Here is a 12,785-nt window from a genome sequence, read left to right as displayed (position 1 = left end):
GCCTTTAATATTTTAGGTGTTCACTGGATAAGTGACTGATTTTAATTTTGAATGGGAACCGTAAGCGCCCTATAAAAAGCCCTTCAAGGTTCAACCGACTGCTAATATAGCCAAATTTAACCCTGAAATGCCATCTTTTGCCGATAAAATGCGCGCGGCATTAAATTTTCTTAATCCTTAACCACAGAATTTATAGTCACTTGATAGTACGGTAAAAACTTACATTCCTGAATTCTTTCGCTTCATCCAGATCAGGCCAGGTAGTCGCGCTACGTTCATCCACTTTTTCATAAGCCGTGTGTGAAAAATTCTTTACCCGCGAATCCGCCACCCAGACCTGTTTGCCAAATTTCAAAAATTCATCCAGAAAAAACCGGTTGCTCTGATCGTAGAGCACATCAGCAGCTAACAGCACATCAGCCTGTTCAGTATAGGCATACAGATCATCCAGATATTCTAGCTCAACCTGATTCAGCAAGGCATTTTCCCGGCAGGCAATCAGGCTAATCTGGTCAATATCACAGCCAATCACCCGTTTGGCACCTGCCATTTTTGCGGCAATGGCTACTACACCAGAACCTGCACCAAAATCCAGAACCACTTTATCTTTTACATGATGCGGTTCTGCCAAAAGCCACTGGGCCATTGCAAGCCCCGAAGCCCAGCAGAAAATCCAGTATGGCGTGTCATTCCAGATGCGCCGTACCACGTCATCATCCATGCGCTCTGTGGGCAAATCCGGTGGGATTAACCACAAATCAATGGGTGTGCCGGGTAAACGCTGGCAAGTTAAACTCGTGGCTGGAATCACCTGATGTAGCGCCTGTAACAACACTTCAGGCGCTAATACTGACGCTTGCTGCGCTCCTGTACTGTACAATTCCTGCATTTAACCCAGCGCCTTTTCAGCCGCTTCGACAGTCTGGCGGATAAGCGTGGTAATGGTCATTGGCCCTACCCCACCCGGCACAGGCGTATAACTGCTGGCAATAGCTTCAATGCCAACTAGTTCAATATCACCTACCCCGCCACCCTCGCGTGGATGAAAACCGGCATCAACCACCACAGCGCCTGGCTTGATCCAGTCTTTTTTAATCAGCTCTGCCTTACCTACTGCACCGACCACAATATCCGCCTGCTTCACCAGCTCAGCCAGATTCTGGGTACGGGAATGACAAATCGTTACGGTGGCATTGGCAGCCAGTAACATCATGGCCATTGGCTTGCCCAGAATGGCGCTCCGGCCAACGACTACCGCATGCTTGCCTCCTATCTCAATGCCATATTCTTTTAAAATGGTCATAATGCCTTGTGGTGTTGCAGAACCATAGGCTGGCTCACCCATACTCATCCGGCCAAAACCCAGACAAGTGACGCCATCAACATCTTTATTCAGGTTAATGGCATCAAAGCAGGCGCGCTCGTCAATTTGCTCAGGCACCGGATGTTGCAGCAAAATGCCATGTACATCAGGATTGGCATTCAGCTTTTCAATTTCAGCCAGTAATTGCTCTGTGGTGGTGGATTGCGGCAGTTCAATCTTGAGCGAATCCATACCCACACGGCGGCAGGCATTGCCTTTCATGCGTACATAAGTTGCCGATGCGCCATCATCACCGACCAGAATCGTGGCCAAGATTGGCGTACGTCCGGTTTTTTCTTTTAAGGCTGCCACACGCTGGCTTAAATCCTGTTCAATTTTTGCAGCTAATGCACGACCATCCAGCAAGTTTGCCACAATCATTTCTCCGCAATTTTATGACTATGCGCATGATACCTTAAATGCAGGCATAAGTTTTGACGTGAATGCTGTCTTTTTAGCCATAATGTCAGCCTGATTTGCTTGTATTTTTTTTTCAGGCTGATAATATTGTCGGCCTGAACAGCGGTCATAAAGCAATGCTTTTTCGCTGGCAAGACAGGCAACCATGCCAGTCATGCAATCAGTTGGCGCGATAGCAAAGCGGTTATGCACCGGATTGCAAATCCGATTAGTCCGGTTCGACTCCGGATCGCGCCTCCAGTTTCTTTTTAGAAACCTGTTGTTATTAACTTGGCCCCGATGGTGAAATCGGTAGACACAAGGGATTTAAAATCCCTCGCCTTAACGGGCGTGCCAGTTCGATTCTGGCTCGGGGCACCATTTAAATACAGAATTTGTTGCTAAAACCGCCACCTTGCTATTGCCGGGTTTGGTGGTTTTTTTATTTATGGGCTTATTTTTCCCTTGCCTGTTTCAACTCCTGAAAATTTACTGCTATTCTGCCGTTCTCTTAAATTTTTCAAAAAATAATGAATTTTTTTGATACTGATCAGCCCTGGTTATTATTCAAACATCCGATAGTACGTGAACTGGCCTTTAGTATTGCAAGTCCACCCTTGCTCGCGCACTGGCCTGAATCGCTGGCATTCACGACAAATCATTTAACGCCGGCGCAAGATATTGAGTTGCCAGAAGACAGCTTTTGGCAACAGCACTTTGTCAATTATTTGCCGCGCTTGCAGCAACTGGATGCTCATCCGTTGGCTCTTGAACAGCATATGCTCACCTTGCGCAATACACGGCTGGGCATCCGGTTTGAACATTTACTGGCATTCTGGCTGCAGGATAGTGCCTATCATCCTTTCACCTTGTTAGGGCAAGGGATCAAACGTATGGAAGGACAGCGTACCCTCGGTGAAATAGATTTTTTAATCTTAAATCAGGACACGCAAAAAATTGAACACTGGGAAGTTGCCATCAAGTTCTATCTGGGTGAAGATAGTTTACAAGCTGAACACTGGTTAGGGCCTAATCGACGCGACAGTCTGGATCGAAAACTTAAACACTTGTGCCAGCAGCAGTTTAATGTCAGCCATACCAATGATCACACCATCAACTGGCGCCGTGCCATTGTTAAAGGCCGTTTATTTTATCCAGCTGGCACTACTGTACATTGTCCTGAATGGTCAACACCTCAGCATTTAAGCGGATTTTGGGGCTATACCATTCCACCTGCGCCTGCAGGGTTTAAATGGCGTTATGCCAGCCGGCAGGAATGGATGGTAGAAAATACGCATTTTTCTTCCAGTGAAATGCCGCAGAATGCCAAATCAATTCACTATCCTGTCTATTGGCGTAATGGCCTTTATTTGCTGTTAAATGCTGAAAATAAAGTAGTTTTGTATTTCATGTTACGGATTACTGACAAAAGCCATAAATACCTCAATAATCATAACACTTTGAAACCTAACCCTAACGTAGCAGATATTTTCAATCAGATATCAATCATATAAGTTTAGAACTACAAACTATATTGTACTTTCTGGAGAGAAACATGAAATTAATCGCTGCTCTTGCGCTGGTAGGTGTTGTTCTGACTGGCTGTAATACCGTGAAAGGTTTTGGCCAGGACGTTTCAAAAGCAGGCGACAAAGTAACTGATACTGCTGATCATACCCAGCACAAAATGTAATTTAAGTTTGTATTCAGCTTAAATGACCAGCCCATTGTCAATCTGATAATGGGCTTTTTGTTAGTAACTGAAATTTTTGTTAATCACAATGCTTTGACACAAGCAGCTTTTTATTAGCCACGTTTAGTCTTCAATACTGCATTAAATTAATCAATGTTATGATACCGCAACGGTTTAACTCAAATTTGATTAATTCATGGCCACTACTGATTTGCTTCACGCTGATCTTGCTAACAGCGATACCCTTGACCTTAGCCTGCAACTGTTACGCTGCCCTTCTGTCACCCCTGATGATGCCAATTGCCAAACCATTATGGCCGAGCGACTGGCTAAAATTGGTTTTAAGATTGAACTCATGCGCTTTGGTGATGTGGATAACCTGTGGGCACGCCGTGGTACCACTGGCCCATTGTTTTGCTTTGCCGGCCATACTGATGTGGTACCTACTGGTGATCTTGCAAAATGGTCATGTGATCCATTCCAGCCGGAAATCCGTGATGGCAAGCTCTATGGCCGCGGCAGTGCCGATATGAAAACCGCACTTGCTGCAATGGTGGTGTCCTGTGAACGTTTTGTCGCCCAGCATCCTAACCATCAAGGTTCAATTGCCTTTTTAATTACCTCTGATGAAGAAGGCCCTTCCATTAATGGCACGGTTAAAGTAGTTGAGGCTTTAGAGGCACGTCAGGAAAAAATTAAATGGTGTCTGGTGGGCGAACCATCGAGTACCAGCAAGCTGGGCGATATTGTTAAAAATGGCCGCCGTGGCTCACTCAATGGAATCTTGACCGTTCTGGGTAAACAAGGGCATGTTGCCTACCCGCATCTGGCCGATAATCCCATCCACCGGGCTGCACCAGCATTAGCAGCTCTAGCCAGTGAAGTCTGGGATCAGGGCAATGATTTTTTTCCAGCCACGAGTTTTCAGATATCCAATATTCAGGCTGGAACCGGTGCCAATAATGTGATTCCGGGTGAGCTGGAAGTGGTATTCAATTTCAGGTTTTCAACCGAAGTGACCGCTGAACAATTAAAGCAGCGTGTGCATGATATTTTAGATAGCCAAGGCTTAAAATATGAGCTGAAATGGACATTGTCTGGTCAGCCTTTTTTAACGCCTGAAGGAGAACTGGTGGCTGCAGCACAACAGGCCATTCGTGAGGTCCAAGGCATTGAAACCACGCTATCCACCAGTGGCGGCACGTCTGATGGCCGCTTTATTGCACCAACTGGCGCGCAGGTACTGGAACTTGGGGTATTAAATGCAACGATTCACCAGATTAATGAACACGTTGATGTTAATGATCTTGAACCTTTAAGCGACATTTATCAGCAAATTTTAACTAAATTATTGGCTTAAGCTTTATTAAATAATTGTTGTTTGATTATAGCCAGCTCACATCAGCTGGCTATTTTTTATTTTATTACTTTAAAGCAGCATTAAAACCTAAGAAGCCAGTGAGGCCAAATGCTGGTTGATTTTTTCAAAATCCGGTACCTGATAGGATTGCTCCTGCATTTTAACCACCTGAAACACGAAAGGATCGTTAGCAGGTTGCTGGTCCTCATCATGCAAGCTTGAAATACGGACGCGCTGGGAATCCGGCATTTTTTCAGTTAGCAGGGCAAAGCGCTGGCCGTTTAAGCTTTCAATCACCAGCGCCACTGGCTTGGCAATCTGGGCACTTACCAGATTTAATACAGGCAGGTTGTTGTCACGCCACTCAATTTCCTGAATACCGGATTCTGCACTTAAGGCTGCCAATACCAGATTTTGTGGAATTAGCCAGGGCAATTGCTGGTCTGCATCGATCACATAGACATCAACAAAGCCTGTTGTGGTAGTGAGCAGACTCATCGTGTAGCTGGCATCGTGATTATTACTCATTACTGTTCTCCCTACTTTGTCTATATTCCAAGGCAAGCTGTTGTGCCAGCCCTTCCGGTGTTTCATTAAAACAGACTTGCCCTGTGGCACGCATCTGGTCCGGCTGGCTGGCTGAGGCACAGCTTTCCGAGGTTTGTGCCCAGATTTTGCCCCCGCAATTAACCTGATAAGCCGCTGAATGACTGCCGTCATCACCCATGCCACTAAAAACAATCGTCAGTAACTGATTTCTAAATACGGTACTGGCACGATGCATCATGGTGGTAATAGAAGGCTGATAAGCACCAGGCCAACTATCAGTTTGCATTACCACCCGCCCCTGCCGGTCAAAGTTAATCTGGTGCTGGGCAGGAACAATATAAACCTTTCCCATATCCAGTGGCATTTCAGCGCGATTCAGAATTTCAAATGTCCACTGATTGTGGCGGCTTAAAATGCGGGGAAGCTGTGATTGCATATACGGATCAATGTGCTGTACCAGCAAAAAAATCACGGGCAAATCAGGCGAGACTTTATCCAGAAATGCCTTTACCGCTTCCAGTCCGCCCATTGAGGCAGCCAGTAAAACCACCCGCCATGCTGCTGGCAATAATCTGGCACTTAGGATCTGTTTGGCATTACCCGCCAATGCAGCGTTCAAGGCAACTGCATTGTTTAAAATAGGCACCTTATCACTTAGTAAGGTCAGCAGCTTGCGACTAATTGCTTGTTTCCAGCGTTTATACAGTATTTGCTCGGTAAAGGCTGGTGCTGCTGTCATTCCCATCAGCATGGGCTGGTCAAAGCCTATGAGTTCCAGCAAATCACCTTCATTTTCAACATCAATGATCCACAAGTCCGGTTGTTGCTGAGCAATTGTGGCGTCAAACTGGCGCGAGGCCAGACAATGCATGATTTCAAAGCCACACGCCTGACTAACATCAGTCAGGGCGTGGCGTTGCCGTGCGTCATCTGCAACGATGATTAACTTTGGAATCATCTCACCACTACTACAGCGTTAATGCCATATCAAAGTACTGCTTAAGGACTACCAAGGATTAATTGCTTGCTGCGGCAAGTAATTCCTCAATATTCTGTAGTAACTCAGCTTCCTGGAACGGTTTACCCATGTAAGCATTTACGCCAGTCAGGAATGCACGCTCACGATGTTTTTCCCCTGTACGGGATGTAATCATGATAATTGGCAGCTCATTGGTACGCTCGCTATGGCGTACCAGAGTTGCAACCTCAAAACCGTCCATGCGTGGCATTTCAATATCAAGCAGCATGATGTCTGGTGTTACCTCTTCCAGCTTCTCAATGGCATCTACACCATCTTTAGCAGTTACCACATCATAGCCTTGACGCTCAAGCAGACGCGACGTTACTTTGCGTACCGTTACAGAGTCATCCACTACCATGACTGTACGTTTTTTGCTTTCCTGTCTTGGTGCTGTTTCAGTAGTAACCTTCTGAGTGCTGACTGCCTGATTACGGGCTGTGGCAGAAGCACGACGTGCCAGCGCCTGTGCATCCAGAATCACGGTGACCGAACCATCACCCACAATGGTTGCACCTGAAATCATGTCAATGGAAGTTAACTGCTGACCTACTGGCTTTACCACAATCTCGGCACGTGAACCCACCAGCTGATCAACCTGGATTGCTGTGGATTGACCCATGCCTTTTACCAGTAATACAGGCAAGGACATACTTTGTGACTGAAGGTTTGGTGCTTTTATGCCCTGAATGAACTCACCCAGATATCTTAGGCGATAGTTCTGGCCATCCAGGTTAAAGCTTTCATCATGGCTTTGATAATATTGTTCCAGTGCCACTGGTGATACCCGAACAATACGGTCAATTTGTGACAATGGAATGGCAAACTGGCGATCCGCCACACGTACCATCAGTGCATCTGCAACGGCAACTGTTAGTGGCAAGCGCATGGTAAAGCGTGTGCCTTTGCCCTGCACAGAATCGACGTGCACAGTGCCGCCCAATAGCTTGATTTCGCTTTGAACCACATCCATGCCCACACCACGACCAGAAATCTGGGTGATCTTGTCTGCTGTAGACAGACCAGCATGGAAAATAAACTGCATGACATCGTAGTCATTCAATTTGGAATCTGCACTAATCAGGCCACGCTCAACTGCTTTTTGACGCACTGCCTGAATATTAATGCCTTTACCATCATCTTCAAGTGTCAGGATAATTTCATTACCCTGCCGTTCAATATTCAGCTCAATCTGGCCAACGGCAGGCTTGCCGGCGTCCTGACGCTGCTCCGGCGTTTCCAGACCATGATCCACCGCGTTACGCAACATGTGCTCAAGTGGTGCCACCATCCCATCCAGAATAGTACGATCCAGTTCGCCCTCAGCATTATTAATGATCAGTTCAGCAGGCTTGTTCAGTTCACCTGAGGTCTGACGTACTACGCGTTGTAAACGGGGCAGCATTCTGGAAAATGGAACCAGACGGGAATTCATCAGGCCATCTTGCAACTCGGACTGAATGCGCGATTGCTGTAGTAACAGGTTTTCAGTATCACGGATTTTATCTGTCAGGGTGTTTTTAAAATCCACAAGGTCAGAAGCAGATTCTGCCAGCGATTTTGACAACTGGTTAAGCGAGGAATACTGATCCATTTCCAGTGGGTCAAAGTCAGTATATTGCCCACGTTCCTGCTCATGACGGGCCAGAATCTGTGACTCAAGCTCGCCCTCCATGCGGCGTAGCTGTTCAGCCAGACGGGCAATGGTCAGCCCCATCTCATCAAGCACAAAACCAATGTTATTGACACCCATTTCAATGCGACCACGGTTGATCGCATTTTCACCCGCAAGGTTGATCATTTTTTCCATCAGGCTGGCGGAAACACGAATCATCTCATTACTGGATGCCTGCTCAGTATTCTGGCTATTGAATAAACCAAACATGGAAGGCGGCTCAGTACCATCGCCATGGACTTCAGTAATACTTTCCTGCTCAAACAGGGTTTGTCCTGCATAATCCTGACGGAACTGCTGATTTGCCTCATCAAAGCGTGGCAGACTGGTGAGGCTGTCAGCATCCTTACGGAACAATTGCAAGGTCTGAATCAGGGCAACAGGCTCAAGTGGCTGCTGGTTATGTTCCAGTACAGCAATCGCATCACTCAGCCAGTCATGGCATAGTTGCAGCAGACTGCCAACCAGTGCGGGTACCGTTTTTTGCACAGTAGCCAGATCTTCGTACACAAATTCAAGTTCATGCGCAAAGTTGGCCACGCTGGTAATGCCTGCCATGCGGGCACCACCTTTCATGGTATGCAGGCTACGTTGCAGTTCCAGCAAGGCACGCTTGTCTTTGCTGTCTTTTAGCCATTGCTGCAATAATTGATTACTGTGCTCAACCTGCTCTTGAGCTTCCTCAATGAACAGGCTAAGCATGTCCGCATCAGGACGGTCTTCCTCAGTCCATTCCTGCGCGCTGGCATACGAACGGCGTGCCCCGCCCATTTGGCTATTTGTAATAATCTGCTGAGGTGATGCCTGCTGTTCTGGCTTGGCTTGCGCTGGCACAGATTGCGTCGTTGCTGTAGCAGGTGCTTTGGTAATTTCACCCTGATCAGCCAGTTGTGCCAGATTATTAGCGCTTTGACTGGCATCCTGTTTTTGCGTTGTTGCCGCAGATACATCAGGCGTGGCAATTGCCGACGTTGCTGATGCCGTATTAATTCCCTTAACCAGAATACTGTCGTCACCTGTATGCAAGTAAGTACGCAGTAAGTGCAGCTCGGTTTGGGCATAGAAAGAAGTACCCTGCAGCTGTAGCTGTTCAACCTGCTCGGCCACAATATCCTGTGCATGACGCATAAACTGAATCAATGCTGGTGTTGATTGTAATGAGCCATTGACCAGTCGCTCATATACCGTTTCCAGCTCGTGGCCAAAATCGCCCAGGCTGCTCACCTGTGCCATCCTTGCGCCACCTTTTAGGGTGTGTAAATGGCGTTGCAGGACTTTCAACGGCTCAATATCAGAAGGATTGTTTTGCCATACTACAAAGCTTTGGTCAATTTCATTAACCAGCTCTTCAGCCTCTTCCATAAAGATTTCAAGTAACTCGGCATCAACCTGATCATCAATCAGCGACGCTGTAGGGCTTGGTACAGCAACAGAAGACTGCGCCAGCAATGCAGACGATGACGATTCAGTATCTTGACTCTGTATTGCTATCGGTTCAACTTCTGTGGTTTCAGCTTCCTGAACACTAATACTTTCAGCTACAGATTCTGTAGACTCAACCTGTTCTGCCTCTGCTGCAATTTCGGTTACTTCCTCTTCCACCACAGCAAGGCATGCTGGATTGAAATCATGCGCCAGAATATCGCTGAGTTCATCAATAAGCTGCATGTCCAGTGTTGGTTTTTGAGTGGCAGCCAGTGCATCAAAAATTTCCGTCAGGGCATAATGGGCACTTAACAGACACTCAACATGATTTTGTTCAATTGCTTTGGGCGGAACGTCTTTTAGCTTGTAATAAACATTGGTCAGATACTGGGTGAGTTGCTGTAATGGAGTAATCGATGTGGCCAGCGCAGCTGCGTGCAATTGCTGGCTTTGCTCAGTCAGGGTGTTCAGGTAGTCTTTAATATCTGCACTACCCAAATGCTCTTCCAGCTCATACTCGGCATCTAGAAGTTCATCCAGTGGCAAAGTCAACAGTTGCGATACAATTCCTGCATTAGAAGGTGCACCACCTGCAATCGCTTCACTTTCTTCCTGAGCAGCCTGCTGGGTAACCTGATTAACCTGTTCAATTAACTCCACATCATGTGCTTCGAGTTCTAGAGTCTGACCACTTTCCAGCGCCTCTAGATGGCTTCCCACACATTGTACAAACCGTTCTAAAAAGCCAATATGTGTGGCTGAAACAGGCAAATGCATGCGGATAAGGCGTTTAAACTCTTCTTCCAGTGCACTCGCCAAACGGTAAATAGAATCCACATGGGACATGGCCGCACTACCGCGCAAGGTATGCAGCGCCCGAATAACATGATCCGGCACTTCTTCATGTGCATCTTCATCAGCAATAAAGGCATGCAGTGCATCAATATGTTCTTCGGCCTCCTCAACAAAAATGTTTAGACCTTCCTGGTCTGCCATCATATCTTCATTCACTGTTGCCGGTACTGTAGCAGCCATATCAACTTGATTCGTGGCAGCTTGAGTCTCATCAACATAAGCGTCTTCAACAGTTGCAGCTTGAGTCTCATCAACATAAGCGTCTTCAACAGTTTCCGCTTGTGTCTTGGCAAGTGCAGTTTCCGCCTGTGTCCAGGGCAATTGGTCAGCTTCAACAGTCTGTCCCTTGCTTAGTGTGTTAGCCACAGCAATGTAAGCGCGTAACTCAATAGCAATTTCCTGCTTGGCTGCAAAATTCTCTACCAGTTCAGGATAAATTGACAACACAGTTGAAATCAGCTCAATCATCACTGGTGTTACTTGGACGGTGTTATCCAGCACCCGATTGAGCATATTTTCAATAGACCACGCCAGTTCACCTGAAGCTTTGGCCCCGACCATGCGACCCGAACCTTTCAGGGTATGAAATGAGCGGCGAACTTCCTTAAGGGTAGCAAAGTCCTGTGGCTGGGCAGACCATTTTGGAAAGTTTTCCTGCAGGCTTTCCAGCACCTCAGTCGCTTCCTCAACAAAAATTTCACGAATATCATCGTCTTCGGAAAAATCATCTTCCGGCAATGTGATATCAAGGTAAGCCTTTGCAACCTGAGGCTTAACAACAGGCTTGGACTGTTCCTGTGAGGGCTTAGACATTGCTTCCCCTTCTATTGATGACAGTAGCTCCAGTGGAGTCTGATCGTGAAATATTTTTTCGCCGCCTACAGGTTCAACCGAAGTATCTTCCTGCGAGAAATAAACCTGTTGCAAGACTTGTTCCAGCTTGTCCAGCACTTTTTCATCATGAAAATGTGCGGCCAGCTGATCCAGATAATATTCTAGTGAAGCAATTACCTGTGCAATCAGATCAATTTGCCCGCGACTGGTCGTATACTGGTTTTGCAGTAAAGTCTGGTTCAGGGTTTCAACTAACTGGTTAACAAGCGACGCTGCCCGGTTCAAATTTAACAGGACAAAAATGCCTTTTAGCTCATTAAAGCGTTCTGGCAAGTCTTTAAGCAACTCGGCATCACGTTTTGAGGAACTATAATTAAAAAACTGATTTTTAATGGATTCCAGAGCTACCCTAGACTCACGCACTACAGCATTATGTGCATCACTGATAATTTTTTGGTCATTGAGCTGCGTTGCGCTGTTGGACTGGGTTTCAAATGCCTGTACCAGATGATTCAGCTGTTGCTCAATATCATTTAAATGATCGAGCAACTCTGCGGTTTGTAAGCGTTCGGTACTATTGAACTGCTGAGTGAGCTGTTTAATTCCTGTACTAATATCACGCCAGCCTGTGAGTTCCAGTAAGCGTACGGCTTCAGACAGTAAGCGCTTAACCTGCATATTATCCAGTTTGTCAGGTTGCGACAGTTTAGTGCGTGCGTCCTGAACCAGTGCCAGAATCTTGTCCAGTACCAATGGCGAGGTAATACTGCGGTCATCCATTGCGGCATTTATAGCCTGCTGATGCAAGGCAAATTCATGCTCAAGATTAAACTGCTCAAACAGCTCAAGTAATTCAAACAGCATGCTTTCATCATACTGCTCCTGAGCCAGCATACGCTCTAAACGTACTAAGCTATGCTTTAAGGCAATTGAGCTTAAATCAACTTTACCTTCATACATAGCCTGATGCAGGCGGGTTAATACTTGCCATAGCGCTGCATTTTGCAGATTATTGGCACCTGCTGCAAAAAAGCGGGCAACCTTGACCAGATTTTCAAGATTATCCTGCTGCTTTGGATTTAATAAAAATTCATTGAGCAAGTGACGATAGATTAACGTTGTTTTTTTCCATGTATCGTCATCTAAAACGGACTGCACCTGATTGGGTTCAACCAGCAAATTATAATCAAGTTTTGGATAGGCAGTGCTGGTCGACAGTTTTTGAGCCTGTAATAACGAACGGATTTCTTTAACAGTGCGATAAATATTTAACGGCTGTAATCGCTTCGTTTGATGCAATAACTTAAGTTCGCGGCTTAAGGTTTGAATTCCACTCAATAAAACCAGTTGCTGGCTAAAATCAATACTATTGGCTGCTATGGCTTCTGCCAGTTGCTCCAGACTTTCGGACAGGATCAGCGGGTCAAGCAACTCAGTCATGGTCAGCGTACCACTGACCTGATGCAATAATTCCCCAGCCTCTGCTAATTGTACAGCTTGCTTTGCAGTCTGAACGATATCCTGGGCGTTTTGCAGCGTTTCTTCTAGTGAGTCAATAACCCAGCCTAATGCCATGGCAGATTGCTGTGTGGTTTCTTTGTGCGAAGTGCTCAT

Annotated in this window: 8 protein-coding genes and 2 tRNA genes; 5 read left to right on the top strand and 5 right to left on the bottom strand. The window is 46.3% G+C overall.

From position 1 onward, the window contains the following. Positions 1–196: 196 nt before the first annotated feature. Both E2B99_RS00120 and folD read right to left on the bottom strand, forming a co-directional pair. Positions 197–889, bottom strand: a complete 693-nt coding sequence (locus E2B99_RS00120) for a class I SAM-dependent methyltransferase (protein ID WP_134242987.1) — start codon at positions 887–889, stop codon at positions 197–199. Continuing rightward, positions 890–1,738, bottom strand: coding sequence for a bifunctional methylenetetrahydrofolate dehydrogenase/methenyltetrahydrofolate cyclohydrolase FolD (gene folD / locus E2B99_RS00115; protein ID WP_134242986.1), 849 nt, complete (start codon positions 1,736–1,738; stop codon positions 890–892). Positions 1,739–1,949: 211 nt separating this feature from the next. Here folD and E2B99_RS00110 point away from each other — a divergent pair. The 5 genes from E2B99_RS00110 to dapE all read left to right on the top strand — a co-directional run bounded on the left by E2B99_RS00110 (position 1,950) and on the right by dapE (position 4,815). Then, positions 1,950–2,023, top strand: a tRNA-Cys gene (locus E2B99_RS00110). Between the two features lie 33 nt (positions 2,024–2,056). Next, positions 2,057–2,143, top strand: a tRNA-Leu gene (locus E2B99_RS00105). Between the two features lie 149 nt (positions 2,144–2,292). Beyond that, positions 2,293–3,276, top strand: coding sequence for a DUF1853 family protein (locus E2B99_RS00100; protein ID WP_134242985.1), 984 nt, complete (start codon positions 2,293–2,295; stop codon positions 3,274–3,276). 41 nt (positions 3,277–3,317) lie between these two features. Continuing rightward, positions 3,318–3,455: an entericidin A/B family lipoprotein gene (locus E2B99_RS00095; protein WP_134242984.1), complete on the top strand. Its 138-nt coding sequence runs from the start codon at positions 3,318–3,320 to the stop codon at positions 3,453–3,455. Between the two features lie 196 nt (positions 3,456–3,651). Continuing rightward, entirely contained in the window at positions 3,652–4,815 is a 1,164-nt protein-coding gene (gene dapE, locus E2B99_RS00090) for a succinyl-diaminopimelate desuccinylase (protein ID WP_134242983.1), read from the top strand. 87 nt (positions 4,816–4,902) lie between these two features. On the opposite strand, the gene E2B99_RS00085 is transcribed toward dapE, so the two are convergent. From E2B99_RS00085 to E2B99_RS00075, 3 genes are read right to left on the bottom strand one after another with little or no spacing between them, the layout of a single operon-like run. Then, positions 4,903–5,343, bottom strand: coding sequence for a chemotaxis protein CheW (locus E2B99_RS00085; RefSeq protein WP_134242982.1), 441 nt, complete (start codon positions 5,341–5,343; stop codon positions 4,903–4,905). Then, entirely contained in the window at positions 5,336–6,322 is a 987-nt protein-coding gene (locus E2B99_RS00080) for a chemotaxis protein CheB (RefSeq protein WP_134242981.1), read from the bottom strand. Before E2B99_RS00080 ends, E2B99_RS00085 begins: the two co-directional genes overlap by 8 nt. Before the next feature lie 58 nt (positions 6,323–6,380). Next, the gene (locus tag E2B99_RS00075; RefSeq protein WP_166738945.1) at positions 6,381–12,785 is read right to left on the bottom strand and encodes a hybrid sensor histidine kinase/response regulator; all 6,405 of its coding nucleotides are present in this window, start codon (positions 12,783–12,785) and stop codon (positions 6,381–6,383) included.

The organism is Alkanindiges illinoisensis, assembly GCF_004377485.1.
Lineage (GTDB): Bacteria > Pseudomonadota > Gammaproteobacteria > Pseudomonadales > Moraxellaceae > Alkanindiges > Alkanindiges illinoisensis_A.
The sequence above is the reverse complement of the archived record's forward strand: the minus strand, read 5'-3'. Positions and strand labels throughout refer to the sequence as shown.

Excerpts from the sequence above, each read along its gene's own strand:
- E2B99_RS00100 (WP_134242985.1), top strand. The coding sequence starts at position 2,293 with ATGAATTTTTTTGATACTGATCAGCCCTGGTTATTATTCAAACATCCG.
- E2B99_RS00085 (WP_134242982.1), bottom strand. The coding sequence starts at position 5,343 with ATGAGTAATAATCACGATGCCAGCTACACGATGAGTCTGCTCACTACC.
- E2B99_RS00120 (WP_134242987.1), bottom strand. The coding sequence starts at position 889 with ATGCAGGAATTGTACAGTACAGGAGCGCAGCAAGCGTCAGTATTAGCG.
- E2B99_RS00080 (WP_134242981.1), bottom strand. The coding sequence starts at position 6,322 with ATGATTCCAAAGTTAATCATCGTTGCAGATGACGCACGGCAACGCCAC.
- E2B99_RS00075 (WP_166738945.1), bottom strand. The coding sequence starts at position 12,785 with ATGAGCACTTCGCACAAAGAAACCACACAGCAATCTGCCATGGCATTA.
- dapE (WP_134242983.1), top strand. The coding sequence starts at position 3,652 with ATGGCCACTACTGATTTGCTTCACGCTGATCTTGCTAACAGCGATACC.
- E2B99_RS00095 (WP_134242984.1), top strand. The coding sequence starts at position 3,318 with ATGAAATTAATCGCTGCTCTTGCGCTGGTAGGTGTTGTTCTGACTGGC.